We start from the raw sequence: 20,885 nt of genomic DNA, 5'->3' as shown, positions 1-20,885 counted from the left end.
ACCATTGCCGTTCTTGAGAACTGTTCGCTAGTCTCACAACGATCGCACTTTTTGACCTGCTTAGTCTAAACTCCAATCGTTTACGGTTGCATCGGAATCATAAAATCGAGTCAACAGTCCACAGTCAAAAGTCAACAATCATTCCGGTGCAACCGGAATTGATATTATTTGCGATCGAAACAACCTATGAATTATGTCCCCGAAAATGCTTTGATCGTGCAAAGCGATCGATCGATCTTACTAGAAGTTCACACTCCCACAGCACAACAGGCGCGAGAAGCGATCGCCCCTTTTGCCGAATTAATCAAAAGTCCCGAACACATTCACACCTATCGCATCACGCCCCTCAGCGTGTGGAATGCGCGGGCGGCGGGAATGCCAGTTGAAGAGGCGATCTCCGCTTTGCGAAAGTATGCCAAGTATGCCATTCCTGAGTCCGTAGCGCAGGAAATTGAACTGTTGGGGGCGCGGTATGGATTAACTGTAATTGAAAGAATCGATGCGGCTAGCCCCGATTTACAACTGCGAATTGCCGATTTGCCGCTAGCGGAATTGCTGGTACGGGACGATCGCGTCAAACCAATGTTGGGCAAGCGCATCTCGGATCTTTGCTTTCAAGTCGATGCCGGGAATCGCGGCGTACTCAAGCAAGCTTTACTAGCGGTGGGCTATCCGGCAGAAGATTTGGCTGGATATGTCGAGGGTGCCGAATTAGGGATTTCTTTGCGCGATCGTACTTTAGGGGACTTGGCATTTAAGTTGCGTGCTTATCAACAAGAAGCAGCAGAGGCATTCTATCAGGACGGCGAGGTAAAAGGTGGAAGTGGGACGATCGTCCTACCGTGCGGGGCTGGTAAAACCATAGTCGGGATGTTAGCGATGAGTTTGGTAAAGCAAAAAACACTCATCCTCACGAGCAGTTTGACTTCAGTGCACCAGTGGCGCAGGGAAATATTAGACAAAACGAGTTTAACTGAGGATGCGATCGCTGAGTACAGCAGTGTCACCAAACAGACGGCTGCTGTCACCCTATCGACTTACCAAATGCTAAGTTATAGATCGAATAAAGATGATGAATTCCCGCATTTCGAGTTGTTTAACGCCCAATCGTGGGGACTGATTATTTATGATGAAGTGCATCTATTACCTGCCCCGATATTTCGGATCACTGCTGAATTACAAGCACGACGCAGGTTAGGTTTAACTGCGACATTGATTCGCGAAGACGGGAAAGAAGGCGATGTCTTCACGTTGATTGGGCCCAAGCGCTATGACGTACCTTGGCGCGAATTGGAAGGACAGGGATTTATTGCCACTGCGAATTGTACGGAAATCCGCGTCGCCCAAAATGAGGCGGAAAAAATGGAATATGCCCTAGCGCCCCGCCGCAATCAGTTTCGGATTGCTGCGGAAAATCCGGGTAAGTTGGATGTGGTGCAAGGTTTGTTGCAAAAGGAAGCGGGACACCGTATTTTAATTATTGGTGAGTATCTCGAACAGTTGGATGCGATCGCCAAAATTACCAAATTGCCTCTGATTACGGGGAAGACAAAACAGGCAGAGCGCGATCGGTTATACGAAGCGTTCCGTCACAAAGAGATTCCCGGATTAATTCTATCTCGCGTGGGCAATTTTGCCGTCGATTTACCTGATGCCGATGTGTTGATTCAAGTATCGGGAAAGTATGGTTCTCGCCAAGAAGAAGCGCAGCGCCTCGGACGAATTCTCCGCCCCAAACCCGACGGACACAATGCCAGCTTTTATACATTAGTATCGCTACAAACTTGCGAGGAGGATTTTGCCCGACACCGCCAACTGTTTCTGACTGAACAGGGCTACAGTTATACTATTGAGGTTCAAGGCGGTGGTTAGTCAGCGATCGATAAATTCTTGGTAAAACTGCTCATGCAAACCTAAGAAATTATCCATCCCCTTCTTTGTCAGATACCCGCTATTCTTACCAGTGTGCGGGTTTTCTACGTAGCTATAAATTACTTTTGAAATATTAGGATTCTCGCTCCACCTAATGTTGAACGCTGCATACTTTGGGAAAAAGGTCATTTCTGCATAAGCATCAATGTGGTCATGTATCCACCATGCCAATGCTGTCCAATCTTGAGTGCGATCGTAGTAAGGGATGAATGATGTAACAATAATACATACTGTTGCTCCCATATACCCCTCTGAATCTTTTACGTCCCAGATATGTTCTGCATAGTTGGCCTCATTACTGGCACAGTTGTACTGATTTTTATTCTCTGCTCCTTTGGCGTTCACCGCACAAGAACGATAGGCTGAGCGGATACTAATCCGACCAAGCGCATCTTGAATTGGTTCAAGCACCCTCTCACACAAATTCTTTCCTGCTGCGATCGCCAAGTCAGGATCGCTAGGAATGTTAGGGATACCTTCTATTTGAGAGATTTCTGAATAAAGAAACTCACGCATGAAAAAACTCTTAGACAGTTGAACCCGTCCTAGCTCTTCCAAAGCTTTAACAGTTTGTGGCTTTCTCATAGATTGAACTCCAGCAATTAGAGGTGAATAGCTTAATGTTAAACACTGGCAGATAATTTAGAAGCATTGTTGCAGCCAAAAGCAACGTTCCGGTTGAGTGGCTAGAAATAACTTTTGCATCACCACCAATATCTTTCGGTAGTCCGCTCGAACCGGGTTGTTAGACCGCCGCGATCGCCACTTGACGCTGTTATTGTCCGCGTCCTGGTTTGCAATCTGCAAAACCTAATGCCTCCGTGTCAAGGAAACTAGCGATCGCCATCTCAATGACTGCTTCGATTGGGTATTCAATTTCAGCAGCACGAGCAATTAGGGCAGCACGAATTCGTTCAGGAAAACGTCCTAAAATAACTTCGGCATCAGCGAGGGAAAGTTGCTCTTGAAGTTTGGCTTGCATGGCTTTACATCTCAGTTGGAATTTGGACGTTGTAAGGGGGTTCAGTAGCTCTTAGAATGATGGCTTCTAGCTCCAATAGTAACGCAGGGTTCTGCCAGTGAGAAATTGTCTGTACTGCAATCCGTATGTCTTCATCGCTATATTTATCGAGCCATGCCCACAAAAAAGCTTTGTGCCCACCACTGAAGCGACCTCGTAAGCTCTTGGTTTTACCGATGTAGAGCAATCCATCAGTTCTGTGCCTGATTGCATAAATGCCAGGACGCGCAGGAATGCTCTCAAACCCACGGGTCAAGGGTTGACATTGCTCAAAAGGAATGAAAGCAATCGCGTCTAGAATTCTTCGCGCTTGGATTTGTATGTCAGAATCATTCGTTGGCATGAAGGCAAGAAGGCTGATTGCACAGAAATCATAATCCCACAAATTCTGTTACAACCATCATCAACTAGGGATGGTTTCCTGCGCGATCGCACAGAGAAGGCGATCGATCCCGAGCTGATTTGAGCCTTGGCCGTGCCTGTGTTTTTTTAGGATATGGGAAAGGGGCGAGCGATCGGGTTTCACCTGTCGGCAAAAAATGTAAAGTAATTTCCATAAAAGACCTGGTTTCTGCGTCCAGGAGTATCAATGATGAAATTAAATCTAAAAATCGACAAGTGCAGAATATCTGGCAACCATCCTAATTATACATCCTAACATCCTGCTACATTATTAATAACCGCATCCTCACCCACATTTATGCTTCCAACAATCATCGCCGCTATCGCTCCCTACATCTCAGGCGTGCTCTCACCCATCGCCAGAAATATCGGCTACAAACTAGGAGAAGCCTTCGGTAATAACTCTCAAAAGTACCGAGATATTCTGATTCCCGCTCCCAATAACTCATCTGATTCGACTGAGATAGAGCGAGCAAAACAGCGTTATTCTCAAGAAATGCTGGAATACGCAAAGGCAAAAGATACCAGAGACCGGGAATTGTTAAAGCTAACAGTAGCACAAACAGCACGCCGCATTGAGTTGCAGGAACAGGAACAGCAGGATAGAGTGAAGCTGGCAGCCTTGCAGCGGGATTTGATGCGGGAATTGCAAGCAAAGGATATTCAGATCAAGCTGGCTGAAATTCAAACAATTTGGGATAAAGATACTTGGTTTTCTAAGTTAAATCGAGAGGAAACTAAGCAGATTTTACTTCAGCAGCAACATCGCCTCTTAATCTTACTATCACCGCCCAAGATTAGCAAGCAATGCCCGGAAACATTCTGTGAAGATTTGCCAATTGAGATGAGAAGTGTCGGAGATTTTCTCAGACAGCATTATCCTCAACAGGATGTCTTACGCCCCGTTAAGTTTTATAGCGACTATTTCACTGAGTCGATTGGTGATATTGATGTGGAACGCTTGCAGCGAATTTTATCTCCGGTTCCGACTACAATTTTATATAGCGATATCAGCGACTATGCGGTAACTTTTCGCGTCGGCTTTTGGGGATTCCTCAATAATCAGGAAGTCTCCCTGTTTTCTACCAAAGTTTTTGACTGGGAAGAGGCAAAAGATGCACTTTTAGCATCGGGAGTAAGTGAGAAAAAAGCCCTCCGCATCATTCGGCAGTTGATTGTGGCGATTCACAAGTTACTCGCTGGATTTTTAGCGGATTTGTATTATCTCAATATTGACCCCTGCTATGAACCTCAGTTGTTTAATTTCAGGGATGAATTGGCTGAATATGGATTAGCAGAAGAGTGGGTGAAACCTTATTTTGATATTCTTCAGGATATTCAGCGGCGACAGGGAGAACAGTATGAACTGGAGTTGAAAAAGCTGATTGAGCAAATAGAGGCTGAAGGTCAATCTCAAGAGGCTGTCAAAGCTGAAGCCCAACGCCAACAACAAATAGAAGAAGCTGCCAAAGCTGAAGCCCAACGCCAACAACAAATAGAAGAAGTATTCACTAGAAAAGTTCACTCATTCAAATGTGTAAAAACTCTGAATGGCGTAGGTGAGTCATCTGTTGATTGCGTAGTTATTAGTCCAGATGGCAAGACTTTTGCTACTGACAGCAGGGGAAATTGCAGCAAACTTTGGAATTTGCATACAGGAGAGCTGATTCGTACTTTCTCTTGGCATTCAGATGCGGTTTATTGCGTTGCTATTAACCATAATGGAAAAATTTTAGCTAGTGGAAGTTATGACAAAACAATTAAGCTATGGAATCTGGAAACTGGACAAGAGATTAGCACTCTCAAGGGTCACTCAATTTTAATTCGGTCTCTTGCTTTTAGTCAAGACGGACAAACTCTTGTTAGTAGCAGTGGTGACCATACTATCAGACTGTGGAATCTGAAAACCGGACAGCAAATCCGCACTCTCACTGGACATTCAAACTCGGTTTGGTCTGTTGCCATCAGCCCGGATGGAGAGACTATTGTTAGCGGCAGTTGGGACAAAACTATCAAACTGTGGAATCTGAAAACAAGACAGGAAATTTGCACTCTCACTGGGCATTCAAAGTCGGTTTATTCTGTCGCCATCAGCCCGGATGGACAAACTCTTGCTAGTGGCAGTTGTGACAATACTATCAAGCTTTGGAATCTGAAAAAAGGAAATGAGATTCGCACTCTCACTGGGCATTCAGACTATGTTAAGTCTGTCGCCATCAGCCCGGATGGAAAAACTCTTGCTAGTGGCAGTTGTGACAATACTATCAAGCTTTGGAATTTTAAAACAGGACAGGAAATTTGCACTCTCACCGGACATTCATATAACGTTAATTCTGTCAGCTTTAGCCCCGATGGAAACACTATAGTTAGTGGCAGTAATGATGAGAGTATCAAGATTTGGCGGTGTGCTGGGTGAAGTAAGAGGGAAAGATGAAAATTAGGGCGCGATTTGCCAATATGGAACTACAAAACTTGACTGCGTGAGAAATAAACAATATCAACGCTTAGGGAAGGTAATTGAAATGTCAGAAACAATTAATTTTGAGCAAGCAGTGTTAGAGATTCTGCGACTGCTGCCAACGGAGAAACAACAAGAAGTGCTCGATTTTGCACAATTCCTCGTGCAAAAAGTGGAACAAAAAAAGCAGTTATCCAGCGAAAGTTGTGAGTCTAACAGTTCGTCAACAACCGCACCTACTCTCAAGCTATCACTTAGAGAAATTGCTGGCCTGCCAATAGCAGAACGTCATAAAATACTAGCACCGTATATGGCTGCTACAGCCGAAGATTTTTTGACATATCCTGAATTAAGCGAGTTTTCGGTACTCGATGGCGAGGAGTATTTAATTGAGAAATGTTACACTCGCAGCCACGACGCTTTTTTGAAAGGCTACGTACCCGAAGACGAAGGACTTTATGATGACTACAGTACGTTTGTCTAGATTAGATTGTCTGGAAAAGTTTTTGTTGCTAGCGAAAATCGGGCAAATTTCTCAAGCAGATGCAGCAGCAGTGAAACAAGTCTGGGATTTGTACGTTAAGCCTCAACTTTAATCATAATTCGATCGCCCTCAACTCCCCAACTCCCCTCAACTCCGCCCTCTCATCCCCCAACCCCGCACAATACTTAATAAAAACTTTACAAAACTTACCCGATCGCCCAACATGGGTTAGAGTTATCTTATAAAATCCAGCAATCCTGCAAAGCGTCAACCTTCTCGTCACTTATCCAGTGGTTCGATGACTCAAACCCAAAGCACTAAAACCGCCACCGCACCAGCAATTTATTCCTTGACAATTGCTCCCGCCTGTGTATTGCGGGGTCGATCGGCCATCGCACAAGCCGGAGATGCGATCGCCCGTTTCGGAAAGCGGCCGCTAATCGTCGGCGGCAGCAACTCCCTCGCCGCCGCCCAACCCTACCTGCAACCAATCCTCGAAAAGCAGGAGTTACAATCCGCCGAAACAGCATACGGCAAGGATTGCAGCGAAACCAGCCTCGAAACCCTCCGCGAAGCAGCCCAAACCCATCAAGCCGACTTTATCATCGGTGTCGGCGGCGGCAAAGCCTTAGACGCAGCCAAACTCGTCGCCCATCAGTGCAAAATCCCTATCGTCACAATACCCACATCAGCAGCCACCTGTGCCGCTTGGACAGCCCTTTCTAACATTTATTCAGAACAAGGTGCATTCCAATACGATGTCACATTAGCCAGATGTCCCGACTTATTAATACTCGACTACGGCTTGATTCAAACCGCACCGCAGCGGACATTAGTAGCAGGAATTGGAGATGCGATCGCCAAATGGTACGAAGCATCAGTCAGCAGCGGACACTCCGAACAAACCCTGATAATTTCCGCCGTCCAACAAGCTAGAATACTGCGCGATATTTTATTCCAAAAATCAGCCGCCGCCCTCAAAGAACCCGGTAGCGAAACCTGGCAAGAAGTCACAGATGCAGCCGTATTGCTAGCAGGAGTAATCGGCGGAATTGGCGGTGCCCAATGCCGCACCGTCGCCGCCCACGCCGTCCACAACGGCTTAACTCATCTATTAGCAAGTCACGGCACATTGCACGGCGAAAAAGTCGCCTACGGCATTTTAGTACAACTGCGGTTAGAAGAAATGCTGCAAAACAATCAACTCGCCGCTAGCGCCAGACAGCAACTCCTAAAATTCTACGCCGAGATTGGATTACCCCAAACTTTAGACAACCTCGGACTTGGAGACATTACCATCACAGAATTGCAGCGCGCCGCTGACATAGCCTGCAATCCCAATTCCGACATCCACCGACTGCCTTTTAAAGTTGTTCCCCAACAATTAATGGCAGCGATGGTTTCTACCACCGCACCTGTGGGAGAATTAAAGATTAAGAATTAAAACAGTTTGTAGTAAGGACTTTAGTCCTGAAAAGGCTGTGCTAGCAAGGACGAAAGTCCTTACTACAAACCAGGAAAACTGACAACTGACAAAAAATAAATGACCTTGGATTGGATTACCCCTGCTGACAGGTTGCAAAAACTACCGCCCTACGTATTTGCCCGTCTCGACGAACTCAAAGCCCGCGCCCGCGAACAAGGACTCGATTTAATAGACTTAGGAATGGGAAACCCCGACGGTGCCACTCCTCAACCAGTAGTAGAAGCCGCCGTCGCAGCCATCCAAAATCCTGCAAATCACGGCTATCCACCCTTTGAAGGAACTGCCAGTTTCCGCCGTACTATTACTAAATGGTACAGCCGCCGCTACAACGTTGAACTCGATCCAGAAAGCGAAGCATTGCCTTTGTTGGGTTCTAAAGAAGGTTTAGCACATTTTGCGATCGCCTATATCAATCCAGGGGACTTAATATTAGTACCAAGTCCCGCTTATCCCGTATTATTTCGCGGCCCGATTATCGCCGGTGCAAAAGTTCACAACATCATCCTCAAACCAGAAAACGACTGGGTAATTGACTTAGCCGACATTCCCGACAGCGTAGCCGAACAAGCCAAAATACTCTACTTTAATTATCCCAGTAATCCGACTGGAGCAACAGCACCCCGCGAATTTTACAAAGATATTGTTGCTTTCGCACACAAACATCAAATTTTGCTGGTTCACGACTTGTGTTATGCGGAATTAGCCTTTGACGGCTATCAACCGACAAGTTTATTAGAAATTCCCGGCGGTAAAGAAATCGGTGTCGAATTTCACACCATGTCCAAAACCTACAATATGGCCGGCTGGCGAGTCGGTTTTGTAGTAGGAAATAGCAAGATTATTCAAGGTTTGCGGACCTTAAAAACTAACCTAGATTACGGTATATTTTCCGCTTTGCAAGCAGCAGCAGAAACAGCACTGCAATTGCCCGACAGTTACTTGCACGAAGTGCAGAATCGTTACAGGACTCGCCGGGATTTCATGGTTGAAGGATTGGCAGAATTAGGGTGGAATATTCCGAAACCTCTGGCTGCAATGTATCTTTGGGTTCCCTGCACTCCGGGCATGAGTTCGACTGATTTTGCCCTGAATGTTTTGCAGCAAACGGGTGTTGTGGTGACTCCTGGCAATGCTTTTGGGCCGGGTGGCGAAGGATATGTGAGAATTAGTTTAATTGCAGATTGCGATCGACTGGGAGAAGCATTGCGGCGCATGAAACAAGCTAATATTCGATATTAGTCATTAGTTAGTGGTTATTAGTTAGTTTTTATTGGTTATTTGTTGGCGATCGTAACCAATTATTAACTACCAAGGACTAATGACTAATGACTAATGACTACTCACTATAACGTTTTAATTTGCTCAATCACCCAGTCAAAAGTTTGCATAACTTGCTTGAGGGCAGATTCATCTTGCAAAGTAAACAAAGCCAGACTCGGCGACCTTCTCTCGCCCGGTTCTATAGGTAACGACAGACCGATCGAACTCAGTTTACTTCTCAATTCCAGCCAATTTTCTTCCGCATTAAACGGTGGCCCGGAACCGTAATTGTCAGCAGAAATCTCCATTCTGCCAGCAATATCTACAGTGAATAACTGGTAGGGTTTTCTTCCCCTTTGAGGCAATTGAGCGGCGAAACCGCCGTAAGCATCCCCCGTTCCCCAGTGGATTTGAACTTCGGGTTCTTGACTTTTTGCCCAAAGGTAAATTGCTTTTGCCATTTGCGCCTCGTCCGCGCCCCGTCTAGCTTTGATTTCCGCAAAAAATGAAGATTCATCCCAGCGCCTTCTTTCGCGTGTTGCGCTGGATTTTTTCTGCTGTGCTTCGGCTGTCTGACCGATCACTCTGGGAACCAAAGTTCTGAGGCCGTCTTCACTTACATACTGCTTAATTTCCAGGGCCAAAACTTCAACCGGGTCCATTTGTTCGTTGAGAAATTCCACAACTCGGCGCATTTCAGCGGAAATCTCGTCAGCTACAAACACTAAGCGAACTTTACCCGCTTGCAAATTAGTTTTAACCTTTTGCCAAAATCTGTCTTCATTAGCATCCGCACCGAGAAACTCTTCAAAAATCTGTTCGGGATCGCGACCCCGATCGCGACAATTAGCTTCAAACAGAGCAATAATTGAATCGACAGGCCAGTAAAACAACGCATTAGCAGCATAGTCGATCGACTGACCCAACACTTTTTGTCGCAGTTCGGCATTAAGAGTTCGCCGGACATCCACCAAAGTAGGAACTGCATTTTGGTCGAGAAACAAATGATCCAGCGACCACTGCACCGCTGTTTCCTCATCGCTGGGTGCAGCTTCCCGCGAAATTAACAGCCACCTGCGCGCCGTAGCCCGATCGATTTGGTCTCCCGGGATCAAATTAGGATAAGTTACTAGCAAGTCTTGTAATTGGTCTTCCGAGTCGTAGGGCTGTTCCATCATTTCTACCAGCCTGTCGTCGTCCTGAATCAGATAAATACCTCCAGCCATGCCAGCCCACCTACTTAATTTTAGATTTTAGATTTTAGATTTTAGATTTTAGATTTCAGGCTTAGTTATTAGTCTTCAGTCTTCAGTCCGCAGCCAATAACTTGTGAAGGCAGAAGGCATTGGTCAGAATTCAATACAAATTTTGAATTCAATAATTTTTATTGTTTGTTAATTCAACAAAAAAATCCTTCTGACGAGTGACTGATGCCTAATAACTGATAACAGATGACTGATGACTGATGACTAATAACTAATCACTAATATAACCAGTAAATACTAGCTGTGCCGGTCCGGTCATGTAAATCCGCCCAGACACTTCTGCCCATTCGATTTCCAAAACGCCGCCGGGGAGTTCAACCGCAGTTGCCCGATCGCACTTCCCTACCAACACTCCAGCTACCACAGCAGCACAAGCACCAGTCCCACAAGCTAGAGTAACACCTGCGCCTCTTTCCCACACCCGCATTTTTACATAGTCCGAACGTACCACTTGAATAAATTCCGTATTGGTACGCTGCGGGAAGGCTTTGTTGTGTTCGAATTGAGGCCCGACAGTTTCTAAAGCAACAGCCGAAACATCCTCTACAAACGTAATGCAGTGGGGATTGCCCATGCTGACGCAGGTAACAGACCAAGATTTATCAGCAACTTCGATCGGCACATCTATAACTTTGGCATCCGGTGCGGCCAAAGTTGTCGGAATTTCCGCAGCCAGCAGCCGGGGAACTCCCATATCCACCTTAACCTGACCGTCCGATCGCAATTCGGTGATAATAACGCCCGCACCGGTGTGAATCCGGTACTCAGTCTTAGATTCACTCCCCGCCGAAGCTTGGGGGGGTTGGGAGGGATGAATTTCCGACGATTCCAAATCGGCGATAAACTTAGCCAAACAGCGAATCCCGTTGCCGCACATTTCCGGTTCCGAACCGTCGGAGTTAAAAATCCGCATCGTATAGTCAGTGCCGTTTTGACCCGGAAGAGCAAATATCGCGCCGTCTGCGCCAATCCCGAAATGTCGATCGCACAAATCCACAGCTTGTTCTGGTGTAATCGCCGGTTCTGACGAGTGGCGGTTGTCAATCAGAATAAAATCATTTCCCAGTCCCTGATACTTCGCAAACTCGATCGGCATAAAAACAAACCTCTTTTGGTTAACACTGATTAGATAATTCGATCGCCAAATTACCAATTTCCCACTATTATAAAACTTTATGCAATTTATCGTCCTTTCTAGTGCAATATCAACACATATAATATTTATAACTCCACAGCGATATCTAATTAATGCTGATGTCAATGGCTCAATGAATATCGGTCGAAAATTCGCCGCCAGCGGGTTTCTCCCCGATCCGGTAGAGGCGCTTGTAGTTGGACCATTACGGTTTAAACCGTATAAACAGAAGAATATGGTTTAAGGTAATATTTGACTATATTTTTCTGAACTATGTCTGAATTTGAAACCGGATTGCCCAGCGTTCGCTTAATACAAAGCTACATCAAAGACAAAGAACAGGTGGAGATCAAACTCCTGACTGGCGACTTACTAGCGGGCAGAATTTTTTGGCAGGATCATAGCTGCATTTGCCTCCTCGATCCGTCAGACCAACAAATTCTGATTTCGCGACCAGCAATTGCTTATATCAAACCCAACGGCTGAGGAGAGTGGGAGAGTGGGAGAGTGGGAGAGTGGGGGAGGGGGAGATTGGGAGAGGGGAAAAATCTTCCCTCTTCCTTCTTCCCTCTTCCTTCTTCCTTCTTCCCTCTTCCCTCTTCCCTCTTCCCTCTTCCCTCTTCCCTCTTCCCTCTTCCCTCTTCCCTCTTCCCTCTTCCTTCCCTAATCGCTAAACAGCTTTTCGCTGACTTGGGCGGTAATAAAAGGCAGCTTTAAAGCAGATTGCCGAACAGGTGGCGAGGCCGTCCGCTGCATCAAGCCGAGTTCGTAGAAGCCGCCGCACAGCAGCAAACGATCGCCTTCTTGCAAATTGGTAGTTCCGTCCGGCCAGCGAGTAAATTTCCCTTCCCGGCGGATCGCCCGCACCTGCACCCCGTACTGGGTCAGCAAATCTACCTCTGATAGTTTTTTGCCCGCCCAAGGGCTGTTTGCTGGCAGCCTCAGCCACTGGCAGGAACTGTCGCCCTGCGGCACTGCAACTTCGCCCTTCGCCAGCAACTCAAAACTGATGAGTTCTTCGGGTTCTCCCACTACAAAAAGTCGATCGCCCAACTGCAAAGCTGTCTTGCCGTTAGGATAATCAATTTCCTCGCCATTCTTGCGGACGATCGCCATCACGCTGACCCCTGTCAACTGTCGCAAGTTAGTTTCTTCCAGAGTCATGCTAGCGATGGGAGAACCTAACGGCAAGCTGTACCACTCGCTGTTCATATCTCGAACCGCCACTTTCAAATCCCGCGAAACCGCCAAAGGTTCGCGCGGCGGCCGCAATTCCAGATAGCGGCTGCTGCGAATTTGCTGCACTTCCCGCGCGATCGCGGTGGCCGAGATCCCGATTCCAGCCAGCAAGTGGGCAGACAGTTCTAAACTCGCCTCAAACTCCGGCTGCACGACTTCCCAGGCCCCCAGTTGGTAAAGCAGTTCGATGTCTTTATCTTGGTTGGCCCGCACCACAATATCCAAATCCGGGACTAATTCTAAAGCCCGCTTCAGACACAAGCGAGTGCTCATGGGATCGGGAAGGGCGATCGCCATTGCTTTTGCCCGTTCCACCCGCGCGGCTTCCAATACGTGCAAGCTGGCAGCATTCCCGTAAATGTAAGGAATTCCTTGGACTCTGCAGTCTTGAATTCTACTTTCTGACTCGTCGATCACCACAACAGAACAGTTGCGGCTTTGCAGCATTTTGACTAAAATTCTGCCGACTCGCCCGTAGCCGCAAACCACAACATAATTTTGTTCCGGCAAAGTTTCAGCTATTGCCACAGGTTGAGATGTTTCGTCAAAATAGCGCTGCAAAGGCCCGAATTTTTCCGCCCATTTCAATAACTGCGGCACGCTTCTCAATACAAACGGAGTCAGCACGAGGGTGACGGCTGTCGTTCCTAAAATTAACAGGTAAACGTTCCGCGAAACCAGCCCCATAGCTTGGCCGGAACTAGCGAGTACAAAGGAGAATTCTCCTATTTGAGCTAAGCCCAAACCTGCGATCAATGCTGTTTTTAGCGGATAGCCAAATAATCTGACGATCGGCGTTATAATCAAGAATTTGCCGACAAATACTATAAATACCAGTCCCAGAATTACTTCTAGATGGTTCCACAGAAACACCGGGTCAATTAACATTCCGATGGTGACAAAAAATAAGGATGCAAAAATATCTCGCAAAGGCTCGACATAAGTTAGAGTTTGGTCGGCATATTCCACCTCCGAAATCATTAAACCCGCCACAAATGCACCCATCTCGATCGAAAAACCCAAATATTCTGTAAGCAGCGCAATCCCTAAAGCCAAAACCACAACTCCCAGCAAAAACAGTTCGCGACTTTCTGTTTTCGCGAGGTAGCGCAGCAACTGCGGTACCATCCAAATGCCAGCGACTACAGCACCCGCAGCAAATAACCCGATCCGCAGCAGGGCCCACGCTACCGTCATGCCGATCGCTTCTGCTGGCTGGTTGAGTGCCGGCAAAACTGCTAGCATTAGCCCCAAAGCCAAATCTTGAACTACTAATATTCCCAGCATGACTTGACCGTGGGAAGTACCGGATTCATTGCGCTCCATCAAGCATTTCAGGACGACTGCGGTCGAGGAAAGCGACAGAATCGCTCCTAAAAACACGCCTTGAGCGGGCGATTCTACCCAGCCTACAGCCAAGGAAATTGCAGTAGTAATGGCGATCGTCAGCACAATTTGCAAGCCCCCCCCGCCCAAACTAATGGCTTTTACTTTCTGGAGTTCGGCGAAAGAAAATTCCACTCCCAAGGCAAATAACAGAAAAGCAACCCCAAATTCAGCCAGGGTGTCTACCTGAATTAATTCTTTAATCAGCCCCAAACCGGCCGGCCCAATTACGATCCCTCCCAGGAGATACCCGAGAATTACCGGCTGTCGCAACAGCGATGCAAAGAGTCCTCCTGCTGCGGCAGCAGCGAGAACTAGAACTAAGTCAACGATCAGTCGGAAGTCTTCTTGCACAACTTTATGAAAAAAGTATAAAGTTATATTATAGTGTCTAATGTGTTGACTATGTTTAGTCGGTTGACTGTAGTTGGGGAGCGAGGGCAACTGCAACTATAGAACCAGGTATTTTCTGATACCAAAGAGTTTCTCTCCTCACAAAAAGCTTAACCTCTTGCAAGTCGATCGAGCCATTGGGGCTTGATTATGGGTAATGTTTCACCTCAACCCGATGAGGGCGGAAAGATTAAATCAAGTTAATTTTTTCAATCAATTTCAGGCTGGGTGGAGTGATGTTGATTGCTTTTTTGTAGGGAGCGATTTTATCGTGGTGTACGTTCACCGATCGGCGATCGCTAAAAAAAATTAGTTGAAATCGTTTTTAGTCAAGCCATGCTTGCGGATTTATCCAAACTACTGCATAATTACTCTGACACTTTTATGTTTTTTTCTAGTAATCCCCGGTTTTGCTAACAATAAAGATTGAGGTTTTAGACAAGTAATTTTGTCGTTGCTCTTGATACCTCAAAATGACAAGTCCATTCGGGATGTAGGTTGACAAAGCTGCCGTCGCACCTGTAAAGATTTCACTAGAGGCGATCGAGTCCCTAACTTTAGGACACCCGTATTTGCTCGGTCACGAACTGAGCATTGCCGATTTCTAGCTAATTCCCGTCTTCACCTACCTATCGCAGACCCCAGAGTACGAAGCCACGATCGCTCAAACTCCGAAACTGCGGACTTGGTGGAATGAAGTCAGTCAACTTCCCAGCGTCAAGAAAGTCTGTACTTGATTGACATCTGTAGCATTTTATAAATCACGGGTTTACAACCATGTCCCATTTATTTGAGCCCTTCGATCAACGTGGCGTTAGCTTCCGAAATCGCATTGCAGTTTCTCCCATGTGTCAATATTCCAGTGTTGATGGGTTCGCGAATGATTGGCATCTGGTTCATCTCGTCAGTCGAGCCGTAGGAGGGGCAGGGCTGGTGATGACTGAAGCAGCAGCAGTCGAGCCTGAAGGACGAATTACGCCGCAAGATTTGGGAATCTGGCAAGATGCTCACATTGAAATGCTGGCGCGAATCGTCGAGTTAATTCACCGCAACGGTGCGGTTGCTGGAATTCAACTTGCTCATGCAGGTCGAAAAGCCAGTACAGCACTTCCGTGGGATGGCGGCGAGGTGCTTTCGGAATCTCAAGGGGGATGGACTTCGATCGCGCCTAGCGCCATTCCTTTTGAACCCAATACCCCCGCCCCGACCGCTCTGAGTATCGAAGACATTCAGAAGCAGACGACACTCTTTGTCAGCGCAGCCCAACGCGCCCTAGAAGCCGGATTTGACCTAATAGAGATTCATGCGGCTCACGGCTACCTACTGCATGAATTTATGTCTCCCTTGAGCAATCAACGGACAGATGACTATGGTGGCAGTTTTGAGAATCGCATCCGGTTTTTATGTGAAGTCGTAGAAGCGGTACGAAATGTTTTGCCGGATCGAACACCGCTTTGGGTTCGCATTTCTGCAACCGATTGGGTTCCAAATGGTTGGGACATTGAACAAAGTATTGTACTCAGCTATAAATTAAAGTCACTGGGCGTTGATTTAATCGATTGTTCCTCAGGCGCCATTGTACCGGGTGTAAAGATTCCCACGGGTGCAGGTTATCAAACTACCTTTGCCGAGAGCATTCGACGCTCCGGGAACATCGCCACCGGAGCAGTTGGCATGATTACTGCACCCGCGCAGGCTGACCACATCATCCGTACAGGTCAAGCAGATATGGTATTACTTGCCAGAGAAATGCTGCGCGATCCTTATTGGCCGATGCGGGCTGCCAAGCAACTACGTCAGTCGGTGCCTGCTCCAATTCAATACGATCGCGCTTGGTAATTAAGCGGATTTGCGATCGGTTTTACACAGATCCACTAGGAGTCCCTTTTTTAGTGTTTCTGTAAACCAGTCGCTCAATAAAGACTTGTTTGATTCTGCGATCGCCTTCTGTACAAGGCACGTTCCCATCGCCCTAACATCAGCCGATTTAATCAACTAACAGGAGTGAATATGTCTGAGATTGAAAACAAGGTTGTCATCATTACTGGAGCAAGTAGCGGTTTAGGTGAAGCCACCGCCCATCGTTTAGCCGCCAGCGGAGCCAAACTGATGCTTGCTGCCCGCCGCGAAGATAGACTCAAGGACTTGGTGGCTGCAATCGAAAAAACAGGTGGCACCGCTGCCTATCGAGTCACCGATGTTGCCGATCGCGCCCAGATGCAAGCATTGGCGGACGCAACGCTGGAAACCTACGGACGCATTGATGTGCTGGTCAACAATGCGGGTTTAATGCCACTGGCTCCCCTTGACCAGATTAAGGTCGATGAGTGGGATCAAATGATTGATGTCAACATTAAAGGCGTACTTTACGGCATCGCAGCAGTGCTGCCGACTATGCGCCAACAGAAGTCTGGACACGTAATCAACTTGTCGTCGGTTGCAGGACACAAAGTATTTCCGGCGGCGGCAGTTTACTGTGCTACAAAGTATGCCGTGCGAGCGATTTCCGAAGGGCTGCGGCTGGAGTCAAACGGTGAAATTCGTTCTACCAACATTTCCCCCGGTGCGGTTGCGACTGAGTTAACCAGTACCATCACTCATGGTGAGACGGCATCAGGGATAAATCAGTTGTATTCAATCGCCATTGATGCGGATGCGATCGCCCGGGCGATTGCCTATGCCATCGAGCAACCCGGTGATGTGGATGTCAACGAAATGATTATCCGTCCGACTCGTCAGGAGTTGTGAATTGGGGCGCATGAGAGTAGATCGACTCTCAATTGAATACGGCTCAACGGCTGAAATGTTCCTGAGTCATCCATAGCTTGATTCAGTAACTCCGAACCGGAAGCGATCGCAGTTGACTTACCGGGTTTTGGCGAAACTCCGCCGCTGACAAGTGAAGTTTCGATGCGAACGCTAGCCGATGCAGTCAGTCGGACAGCGCTCTTTGCCCTGTTTTCGGAGCATCCCTGGCAATTGTCGCGTCAAATAACTCTCGAATAGATGCGGAGTTTTGCGGCTGCGCCGTGTTTTGATGAATTGCTGTATTAGCTTGCTTGCGGAGAACTCAGCAAGGTGTGTCGGTGGGTTCGATCGCACATCCCCTCGCGATCGGTTGGCACTCCCAATTCCTTTATCTGAGGGCATCGTTGTGTCGATCGCACCCTCCTAGGTCAAACTCAACAATCTAATCAATCTAGCAACCATAATATCGGATAATTGTAAAGCAATTCACCAAGCCAACAGCATGAGTATTGACCAATTAAACACAGACTACGGCATTGCCGGGAACCTCACCTTCGCCACCGGAAACGGTGGTTTCCCGATGATTCACATCGACAACGGTCAAGCCAAAGCCTTAATTTCTGTGTATTCCGGTCAAGTGCTCTCCTTTCAACCAGCCGCCGAAACCACAGACTTGATGTTCGTCAGCGAAAAAGCCTACTATGCCGAAGGCAAAGCCATCAAAGGCGGTATACCCATCTGTTGGCCCTGGTTTGGCCCCGATCCCGAAGCCTTGGGGCGTCCGAGTCATGGCTTTGTGCGGAATCGCCTCTGGAATGTGCTAGAAACCGCCACAACCGCAGACGGCGCAACCAAAGTCACTCTAGGACTCAAGGATACCGATGAAACTAGAGCAATTTGGCCGCAAGCCTTTGAACTGGCGATCGCAATTACGATCGGCACCACCCTCACTGTAGAATTAATCACCCGCAATCTAGGCGACAAAGCATTTCCCCTCACCCAAGCTTTGCACACCTATTTCCAAGTCGGCGATATCAACCGCGTGCAGGTTTTAGGTTTAGAAAATAGCCAGTATCTTGATAAAGCTGATGGTGGTGTCGAAAAAACTCAAGTGGGTGCAGTGGTCGTAACAGGTGAAGTCGATCGCATTTATCTTGATGTCACCAATGAATTAGTCATTGACGATAGCGCCCTCAATCGTCGGATTCGCATTAAATCATCGGGTAGTAAATCCGTCGTAGTGTGGAATCCCTGGGTGACAATTTCTGCAAATATGGCCGACCTTGATGATGCAGATTATCAGCGTTTACTGTGCGTAGAAACGACCAATGCAGCTACAGATATTGTGGAAGTTCCCCCTCATGGTGAGTTCCGCTTGCAGGCAATTTACAGCGTTGAACGCGACTAAGGAATTAGAACTTAATCTTAGCGGTGATGGGGCAAAAATTCTCAGTAAGCTGTTAAACATTTCGATTGGATATTTTGGGCGTTGCTCAAATCCCACCCACAAGACTGGGATTGTTTCTTTAAATACAACTTAAATGCCGATTAGCTGATTGAATTGAAAAACTCGGTCACCCTAATGACTAATAATACCCAATCCGAGATTTCTCCCCTGTTTATTTCTTAGTCCGCGAAAGACGTTCGGCTAGCGCTCAGTCGAATTGGCCGCAGAGGAAAGTTTGTATGATCGGTTTCAACAGCCGACTCCTATTTTTCTAATTACCATCAATTATTATTATGCAAATCTTCAACTGGACAAAACTTCAAAATGGATCAGACATTCGCGGTATCGCCCTCGAAGGCGTTCCCCATGAAAAAGTCAACCTAACGCCCGAAGTTGCGACAATCTTAGGTAAATCATTTGTCAGTTGGCTGGTGCAAAAAGTCAAGAAACCAGCGGCAGAATTAACGATCGCGATCGGGCGTGACAGTCGCTTATCAGGGCCAACCTTAATGCAAGCAGTCATGGAGGGAATCGCCTCAGTTGGTGCAACCGTGTACGACTTTGAAATGGCCTCAACTCCCGCCATGTTTATGAGTACCATTACCCCTGGTTTTGATTGCGACGGCGCGATTATGCTCACTGCTAGCCATTTGCCATTTAATCGAAATGGCTTAAAGTTTTTCACTGCCAAAGGTGGGTTACAAAAGCAGGATATTACAGATCTCTTAACACTAGCCCAAAGCAATTACTTTCAGCCAGCCTCATCGCCCGGTAAAATTACAAAGCATAATTTTATCTCAGTTTATACTAACCAATTTGTCACAAAGATTAGGGAAGCAGTCAATCACCCCGATAATTTTGAGCAACCGCTAACAGGATTAAAAATTGTTGTGGATGCAGGCAATGGTGCTGGCGGCTTTTATGTTGATAAAGTCTTAAAACCTTTAGGTGCAGACACCATGGGCAGTCAGTTTTTAGAACCAGATGGTACTTTTCCCAATCACGTGCCAAATCCCGAAGATAAACAGGCAATGCAGTCAATTTGTCAAGCGGTAATTGAACATCAAGCTGATTTTGGGATTATTTTTGATACCGATGTCGATCGCAGTGCGGCCGTTGATGGAGTTGGCAAGGAACTCAATCGCAATCGCTTAATTGCCTTGATTTCTGCGATCGTATTACAAGAACACCCAGGCTCTACCATTGTCACCGATTCTATCACCTCCGATGGCTTGACACAATTCATCGAACAAGATTTAAAAGGGATTCACCATCGCTTTAAACGCGGCTACAAAAATGTGATTGACGAGTCGATACGCCTCAATCAAGCCGGGCAGGAATCATGGCTGGCGATTGAAACCTCTGGACATGGAGCTTTGAAAGAAAATTACTTTCTGGATGATGGCGCTTATTTGGTCAGCAAATTATTGATTGAATTGGCTAAATCAAAGCTAGCAAATCAATCTTTGCCCGATTTAATTGCAAATTTAAAAGAGCCCGAAGAAAGTGCAGAATTTCGGATTAAACTTAGTGGGGATGATTTCCAAGCCCAAGGATATCGCGTTATTGAGCAACTGCAAGAATTTGTCTCAACCCAAGCCGACTGGAAAATTGTTCCCAATAACTACGAAGGTCTGCGAATTTCCTGTACCTCAGCTAGTGAATCCGGCTGGTTTCTGTTACGCTTATCACTCCACGATCCGGTGATGCCTTTGAATGTTGAGTCTAATGTTAAGGGTGGTGTCGCTCGCATAGTGGCTCGGCTTTTAGCTTTTTTCCAAACAACAGAATCCCTTGATTTGTCGGCACTATCGAGCTAAGTTTTACTGGTGCCAGACTGTTAGTAAACCAAACCCAAGGAGGAATTTAATCATGTGGCTTTTAATCATAAAATGTTCTGCTGCAAGCTGGGATATCCATTCCAAAGCTTTCAAAGCGATCGCTGCCAAATATCCGGCCACGCCTCTTTCTTCCAAAAAGATGAAAGGCGATGCTCAACGCATCATGGAGTATCAGATTGAGAATGTCAACGATGTAGAGGAATTTATGGAAGAATGCTTGAGCTTAGATGGTTTCACCGCTACCTTTGAATCCCTATAATTCTAGGTGATAAGATTATAGCAATTCTCAATTTTTATCTCGTATCATTTGACAATACTCCGGACAGTTTTTAAAGAGGGATACGATCGCTTTTGCAGCAGAGAAGTGAAAAAAGTGAGTGCAATCTGA

General features: G+C 46.7%; 20 protein-coding genes. 13 read left to right on the top strand and 7 right to left on the bottom strand.

Translation table 11 applies throughout. The features are described 5' to 3' along the window. The first annotated feature begins 186 nt into the window (after nt 1–186). The gene (locus QUA13_RS26920; protein ID WP_333203483.1) at nt 187–1,872 is read left to right on the top strand and encodes a DNA repair helicase XPB; all 1,686 of its coding nucleotides are present in this window, start codon (nt 187–189) and stop codon (nt 1,870–1,872) included. On the opposite strand, the gene QUA13_RS26915 is transcribed toward QUA13_RS26920, so the two are convergent. The 3 genes from QUA13_RS26915 to QUA13_RS26905 all read right to left on the bottom strand — a co-directional run bounded on the left by QUA13_RS26915 (nt 1,873) and on the right by QUA13_RS26905 (nt 3,338). Continuing rightward, on the bottom strand, nt 1,873–2,517 hold the full coding sequence (locus QUA13_RS26915) for a peptidase M15 (protein ID WP_333203481.1): 645 nt from the start codon (nt 2,515–2,517) through the stop codon (nt 1,873–1,875). A 190-nt stretch (nt 2,518–2,707) separates the two neighbouring features. Then, nucleotides 2,708–2,914, bottom strand: a complete 207-nt coding sequence (locus tag QUA13_RS26910; protein ID WP_006631417.1) for a hypothetical protein — start codon at nt 2,912–2,914, stop codon at nt 2,708–2,710. 4 nt (nt 2,915–2,918) lie between these two features. Then, complete coding sequence (locus QUA13_RS26905; RefSeq protein ID WP_333203479.1) at nt 2,919–3,338, bottom strand: GIY-YIG nuclease family protein; 420 nt, start codon at nt 3,336–3,338, stop codon at nt 2,919–2,921. Between the two features lie 315 nt (nt 3,339–3,653). Here QUA13_RS26905 and QUA13_RS26900 point away from each other — a divergent pair, with 315 nt between their 5' ends. From QUA13_RS26900 to QUA13_RS26880, 5 genes are all read left to right on the top strand, one after another. Next, on the top strand, nt 3,654–5,771 hold the full coding sequence (locus QUA13_RS26900; RefSeq protein ID WP_333203477.1) for a serine/threonine protein kinase: 2,118 nt from the start codon (nt 3,654–3,656) through the stop codon (nt 5,769–5,771). A 106-nt stretch (nt 5,772–5,877) separates the two neighbouring features. Continuing rightward, nucleotides 5,878–6,297 (top strand): DUF2281 domain-containing protein, encoded by a 420-nt coding sequence (locus QUA13_RS26895; RefSeq protein WP_333203475.1) that lies wholly within the window; start codon nt 5,878–5,880, stop codon nt 6,295–6,297. Further along, on the top strand, nt 6,272–6,409 hold the full coding sequence (locus tag QUA13_RS26890) for a hypothetical protein (protein ID WP_333203473.1): 138 nt from the start codon (nt 6,272–6,274) through the stop codon (nt 6,407–6,409). Before QUA13_RS26895 ends, QUA13_RS26890 begins: the two co-directional genes overlap by 26 nt. 186 nt (nt 6,410–6,595) lie before the next feature. Next, on the top strand, nt 6,596–7,741 hold the full coding sequence (locus QUA13_RS26885) for an iron-containing alcohol dehydrogenase family protein (protein ID WP_333203471.1): 1,146 nt from the start codon (nt 6,596–6,598) through the stop codon (nt 7,739–7,741). Between the two features lie 99 nt (nt 7,742–7,840). Further along, complete coding sequence (locus tag QUA13_RS26880; RefSeq protein ID WP_333203469.1) at nt 7,841–9,022, top strand: aspartate aminotransferase; 1,182 nt, start codon at nt 7,841–7,843, stop codon at nt 9,020–9,022. 104 nt (nt 9,023–9,126) lie between these two features. On the opposite strand, the gene QUA13_RS26875 is transcribed toward QUA13_RS26880, so the two are convergent. Then, entirely contained in the window at nt 9,127–10,269 is a 1,143-nt protein-coding gene (locus tag QUA13_RS26875) for a hypothetical protein (RefSeq protein WP_333190634.1), read from the bottom strand. Between the two features lie 250 nt (nt 10,270–10,519). Beyond that, on the bottom strand, nt 10,520–11,404 hold the full coding sequence (gene dapF / locus QUA13_RS26870; RefSeq protein ID WP_333203467.1) for a diaminopimelate epimerase: 885 nt from the start codon (nt 11,402–11,404) through the stop codon (nt 10,520–10,522). Nucleotides 11,405–11,716: 312 nt separating this feature from the next. On the opposite strand from dapF, the gene QUA13_RS26865 reads away from it, so the two are divergent. Then, nucleotides 11,717–11,929: an Hfq-related RNA-binding protein gene (locus tag QUA13_RS26865; RefSeq protein ID WP_333203465.1), complete on the top strand. Its 213-nt coding sequence runs from the start codon at nt 11,717–11,719 to the stop codon at nt 11,927–11,929. Between the two features lie 177 nt (nt 11,930–12,106). Here QUA13_RS26865 and QUA13_RS26860 read toward each other — a convergent pair whose 3' ends face one another. After that, entirely contained in the window at nt 12,107–14,422 is a 2,316-nt protein-coding gene (locus QUA13_RS26860) for a cation:proton antiporter domain-containing protein (RefSeq protein WP_333203463.1), read from the bottom strand. Nucleotides 14,423–14,618: 196 nt separating this feature from the next. Between QUA13_RS26860 and QUA13_RS26855 the strand changes: the two genes are divergently transcribed. From QUA13_RS26855 to QUA13_RS26845, 3 genes are all read left to right on the top strand, one after another. After that, nucleotides 14,619–14,774, top strand: coding sequence for a hypothetical protein (locus tag QUA13_RS26855; RefSeq protein ID WP_333203461.1), 156 nt, complete (start codon nt 14,619–14,621; stop codon nt 14,772–14,774). A 464-nt stretch (nt 14,775–15,238) separates the two neighbouring features. Then, a complete protein-coding gene (locus QUA13_RS26850) occupies nt 15,239–16,300 on the top strand; it encodes an NADH:flavin oxidoreductase/NADH oxidase (RefSeq protein ID WP_333203459.1) in 1,062 nt (353 codons plus the stop codon). A gap of 171 nt (nt 16,301–16,471) precedes the next feature. Continuing rightward, nucleotides 16,472–17,209: an SDR family oxidoreductase gene (locus QUA13_RS26845; protein WP_333203457.1), complete on the top strand. Its 738-nt coding sequence runs from the start codon at nt 16,472–16,474 to the stop codon at nt 17,207–17,209. 171 nt (nt 17,210–17,380) lie between these two features. On the opposite strand, the gene QUA13_RS26840 is transcribed toward QUA13_RS26845, so the two are convergent. Beyond that, a complete protein-coding gene (locus QUA13_RS26840) occupies nt 17,381–17,611 on the bottom strand; it encodes a hypothetical protein (RefSeq protein ID WP_333203455.1) in 231 nt (76 codons plus the stop codon). A gap of 100 nt (nt 17,612–17,711) precedes the next feature. Here QUA13_RS26840 and QUA13_RS26835 point away from each other — a divergent pair, with 100 nt between their 5' ends. From QUA13_RS26835 to QUA13_RS26825, 3 genes are all read left to right on the top strand, one after another. After that, nucleotides 17,712–18,617, top strand: a complete 906-nt coding sequence (locus QUA13_RS26835; RefSeq protein ID WP_333203453.1) for a D-hexose-6-phosphate mutarotase — start codon at nt 17,712–17,714, stop codon at nt 18,615–18,617. A gap of 332 nt (nt 18,618–18,949) precedes the next feature. Next, complete coding sequence (locus tag QUA13_RS26830) at nt 18,950–20,476, top strand: phosphomannomutase/phosphoglucomutase (RefSeq protein ID WP_333203451.1); 1,527 nt, start codon at nt 18,950–18,952, stop codon at nt 20,474–20,476. Nucleotides 20,477–20,528: 52 nt separating this feature from the next. Then, the gene (locus QUA13_RS26825) at nt 20,529–20,756 is read left to right on the top strand and encodes a hypothetical protein (RefSeq protein WP_172186733.1); all 228 of its coding nucleotides are present in this window, start codon (nt 20,529–20,531) and stop codon (nt 20,754–20,756) included. Nucleotides 20,757–20,885 lie beyond the last annotated feature (129 nt).

Origin of the sequence: Microcoleus sp. S28C3 (assembly GCF_036700785.1) — a bacterium.
GTDB lineage: Bacteria > Cyanobacteriota > Cyanobacteriia > Cyanobacteriales > Microcoleaceae > Microcoleus > Microcoleus asticus.
The sequence above is the reverse complement of the archived record's forward strand: the minus strand, read 5'-3'. Positions and strand labels throughout refer to the sequence as shown.

Excerpts from the sequence above, each read along its gene's own strand:
- QUA13_RS26920 (WP_333203483.1), top strand. The coding sequence starts at position 187 with ATGAATTATGTCCCCGAAAATGCTTTGATCGTGCAAAGCGATCGATCG.
- QUA13_RS26915 (WP_333203481.1), bottom strand. The coding sequence starts at position 2,517 with ATGAGAAAGCCACAAACTGTTAAAGCTTTGGAAGAGCTAGGACGGGTT.
- QUA13_RS26910 (WP_006631417.1), bottom strand. The coding sequence starts at position 2,914 with ATGCAAGCCAAACTTCAAGAGCAACTTTCCCTCGCTGATGCCGAAGTT.
- QUA13_RS26900 (WP_333203477.1), top strand. The coding sequence starts at position 3,654 with ATGCTTCCAACAATCATCGCCGCTATCGCTCCCTACATCTCAGGCGTG.
- QUA13_RS26895 (WP_333203475.1), top strand. The coding sequence starts at position 5,878 with ATGTCAGAAACAATTAATTTTGAGCAAGCAGTGTTAGAGATTCTGCGA.
- QUA13_RS26890 (WP_333203473.1), top strand. The coding sequence starts at position 6,272 with ATGATGACTACAGTACGTTTGTCTAGATTAGATTGTCTGGAAAAGTTT.
- QUA13_RS26885 (WP_333203471.1), top strand. The coding sequence starts at position 6,596 with ATGACTCAAACCCAAAGCACTAAAACCGCCACCGCACCAGCAATTTAT.
- QUA13_RS26880 (WP_333203469.1), top strand. The coding sequence starts at position 7,841 with ATGACCTTGGATTGGATTACCCCTGCTGACAGGTTGCAAAAACTACCG.
- QUA13_RS26875 (WP_333190634.1), bottom strand. The coding sequence starts at position 10,269 with ATGGCTGGAGGTATTTATCTGATTCAGGACGACGACAGGCTGGTAGAA.
- dapF (WP_333203467.1), bottom strand. The coding sequence starts at position 11,404 with ATGCCGATCGAGTTTGCGAAGTATCAGGGACTGGGAAATGATTTTATT.
- QUA13_RS26865 (WP_333203465.1), top strand. The coding sequence starts at position 11,717 with ATGTCTGAATTTGAAACCGGATTGCCCAGCGTTCGCTTAATACAAAGC.
- QUA13_RS26855 (WP_333203461.1), top strand. The coding sequence starts at position 14,619 with ATGTTTCACCTCAACCCGATGAGGGCGGAAAGATTAAATCAAGTTAAT.
- QUA13_RS26850 (WP_333203459.1), top strand. The coding sequence starts at position 15,239 with ATGTCCCATTTATTTGAGCCCTTCGATCAACGTGGCGTTAGCTTCCGA.
- QUA13_RS26845 (WP_333203457.1), top strand. The coding sequence starts at position 16,472 with ATGTCTGAGATTGAAAACAAGGTTGTCATCATTACTGGAGCAAGTAGC.
- QUA13_RS26840 (WP_333203455.1), bottom strand. The coding sequence starts at position 17,611 with ATGCCCTCAGATAAAGGAATTGGGAGTGCCAACCGATCGCGAGGGGAT.
- QUA13_RS26835 (WP_333203453.1), top strand. The coding sequence starts at position 17,712 with ATGAGTATTGACCAATTAAACACAGACTACGGCATTGCCGGGAACCTC.
- QUA13_RS26830 (WP_333203451.1), top strand. The coding sequence starts at position 18,950 with ATGCAAATCTTCAACTGGACAAAACTTCAAAATGGATCAGACATTCGC.
- QUA13_RS26825 (WP_172186733.1), top strand. The coding sequence starts at position 20,529 with ATGTGGCTTTTAATCATAAAATGTTCTGCTGCAAGCTGGGATATCCAT.